The 3107-nt window shown below is 65.7% G+C and carries 2 protein-coding genes; both read left to right on the plus strand.

The genetic code is table 11. The features are described 5' to 3' along the window. Positions 1-389 precede the first annotated feature (389 nt). Positions 390-935, plus strand: coding sequence for a hypothetical protein (locus tag Mrose_RS18115; protein WP_119280620.1), 546 nt, complete (start codon positions 390-392; stop codon positions 933-935). A 47-nt stretch (positions 936-982) separates the two neighbouring features. Beyond that, positions 983-3107, plus strand: a 2125-nt coding sequence (locus tag Mrose_RS18120; protein ID WP_147371726.1) for a hypothetical protein, incomplete at its 3' end; no start/stop codon positions are given.

Consider the following 3107-nt stretch of genomic DNA (forward strand, 5'->3'; position numbering starts at 1 on the left):
GTTGTATCCGTCGTATCCCCCTCCTCGCCGGGGGCGGGGGAGCTGGGCGGCGAGGAGGGGGATACGACGGATACAACTCCTCCGGCATCTCCAACGCCTCCCGAGCTCTCCCCACCTGGAGGGGGGCATGGCCGGGTGACCGCTGCTCTCTGGAACGGTCCTCGTAAATCGGCATGGGCCGAGTTTACGAAGTGAGTCCAGGGTGGGGCAAGGGTTTGAGGCTTAATATTCTCCAGAGGAAGTCCAGTAGGCTGAGGAAGGCTGAGTCAGGCAGCGGTATACCGTCGCTTCCTCCACCAATTGGCCTAGTCCGCATCCACCACCCTGGTGTTGAACAAGGTATTGGCTCCCCTTTTCCTCAGACGCCACAGGCTCTATCCTGGCAACAAATGAAAACAAAGGTGAGAATCCCGTTCTTTGGGCAGGGGCTTTTCTCTAGCCTGAGCAAGTGGCTGGTGGCAGCGGGCCTGGTAGTGGCGCTGGGGGCGGCGTCCCCAGAGCAGCCCCCCACCCAGGCCACTCCCTCCTTCTTCGCACAAGCAGGCGACACCGAGCGGCTGCGCAACGCGCTGAACCAGCTGCGCAACTTGGCGGGGCAGCTCGAGGCCGACCGTCTCCTGCTGGCTGAGCTGCGCAAGGACTTCCCCGACGACATGGACGAGGCCCAGGCCTACCTCGAGCGCCTCAAGGAGCTGGCCCTCAAGTCCGACCCGGCGCGCCTGGGGCCGCTGGCGACGCGCATGGTGGAGAAGTCCTCACCCTACCTCAAGTGGCGCGACAAGGAGTACACCACCGCCGAGGAAGCGGCCCGGGAGTACGCCAGGAGCGGAGCCAGGGAGTTCCAGAATCTCTTCAACCAGTTCAACAACGCCGTCTTGCAGACGGTGGTCACCCACATCGATGCCCTGCTGAGCCAGCTCGAGTCGGTGCGGTAAACCCCCAACAACCCACACAACCCCCTCGCACCTAGTGGAGGTAATAAATGCCCAATCGTCTGCTTGGAGCTTTATTGAGTGCCGGGATTTTGGCCCTGGGCCTGGGGATGGCCCAGAGCATCGGGAGCTTCCCCCAGGAGGTGCGCGCCGGTAGCCTGCCGGGGCCTGTCGACTTTCTCAAGCCCCTCGGCCCCCACCTCTCCGGGCGGCTGTGGCTGCTGACGCAAGGCATGGAGCCCCGCCTCTCGGCAGCGCTGGTCGCCGAGCGTGAGGGCGAGGGCTTCCGCAGCGAGTACCAGCGGACCCTGGGCCTCTTCCGCTCCTTCACCAATCCCCTCCTGCAGGCCCCGGGCGCGGCGGCGCTGGTACCCTACCGCGAGCCCGGCCCCGCCTTCAGCCGGGGGGTGCTGGTGACGCGCGACCTGGGCGATATCCCCATCCAAACCGAGCCTCACCTGGCCGTCAACCCCAAAGACCCCGACCACCTGGTGATGGGCGTGATCGACTACAACATGGCCTCGCTGGTGAGCTACGTCAGCCAGGATGGCGGAGCCAGTTGGGAAGGGCCTTTCCAAGCCCCCTACCTGCTTGACGACCTGGGCAGCGGCGGCGACCCGGTACTGGCCTTCGACCGCCAGGGCCGTCTCTACATGACCGGCATTTCCATCGGCCTGGAGGAGTTCACGGTAGGGCCCTTCGCCCTGTTCTCGCTGGTCTCGAGCATGTCCGTCGCCCGCTCCGACGACGGGGGCTTCAGCTTCCCCAACACCTATTCCTCCGCCCGCAGCGACGTCATCACCGATAACCTCTCCACCGACCGCCAGGGCCGAGTGCGCGGGGAGCTTTCGGTGGGCTTCCTCGACAAGCCCTGGCTGGCCGTGGGTCCCAACCCCAAAGACCCTGCGAGGGACAACGTCTACGTGGTCTACACCGACTTCGAGACCGTCTACGAGCCGCTCTACATCGGCGAGGTCCTCGTCCTATCGGCCCGCGAGACCCGCACCACCATCCGGCTGGTGAAGTCCGAAGACGGAGGGGTGACCTGGAGCAAGCCCATCGCTGTGAGCCCCACCGTGCGCGAGACCTACGGCGAGGGCGACGGCAATCCCGGTGACGGGGAGGCGGTGGGCACCCGGCGGGTGGTGCAGGGGGGCAACGTGGCCGTAGGCCCCGACGGCTCGGTCTACGTGGCCTACTTCGACTCCACCAACGACGAGAGCTTCAAGGGGCTGGGCGAGATCTACCTGACCCGCTCCACCGACGGTGGCAACAGCTTCTCCAAGCCGGTGGTGGCCTCGAGCTTCAACGAGGTCCCCTTCCGTGCCCGCACCAACAACTTCCGCTTCTGGGCCAGCAACTTCCCCCAGATGGCCATCGGGCCGCAAGGGGACGTGTACATCGTCTACGCCGCGCGTCCCAGCGACAAGAGCGCCGACGACGCCGACATCTACCTGGTGCGCTCACAGGACGGGGGCAGGAGCTTTGGCCGGCCCAAGCGCCTCAACGCCGACGAGACCAGCCGGGTCCAGTTCTTCCCCGCCATCGCCGTCGACCCCAAAGGGGTGATCCACGTGATGTGGGGCGACACCCGCGACGACCGCTCACAACTGCGCTACCACATCTACTACACCCGCTCGGAGGACCGGGGCGAGAACTGGGGCTTTGAGGTCAAGGAACACAACCTCAAAAGCGGCGACGTGCGGGTCACCGACTTCCCCTCCAACCCCAACAAGGGCTTCCCCGGCGGGCAGTTCATCGGGGATTACTTCTCCATCCGAGCCACCGACGAGGACGTGTACATGCTGTGGGCCGACAGCCGCCTGGGCGAGTTCGGCGGCTTCAACCAGAAGATCGGCTTCGCCCGACTACGCTCGCTGCGCCAGCCTGAGATCTTCGCCTCGCCCTCGGCAGGCCCCGGCGGGCAGAGCGTGACCTTGCAGGGCTTCAACTTCCAGCCAGACTCCACCATCTTCGTGCTGCTGGGCGACGGAGTGATCGCCAGCACCCGCTCGAACCTCGAGGGCCGCTTCACCACTACCTTCTACATGCCCGTCACCGGCGAGGGGCCGCAGAACCTGCGCGTAGTGGATGCTTCGGGCAACCTCGCCAGCGGCTCCTTCTTCACCGAGTTCGGCTTCAACAACGTGCAGGCCCTGCTGCGCCAGCTTACCC

Source organism: Calidithermus roseus, assembly GCF_003574095.1.
Taxonomy (GTDB): Bacteria; Deinococcota; Deinococci; order Deinococcales; family Thermaceae; genus Calidithermus; species Calidithermus roseus.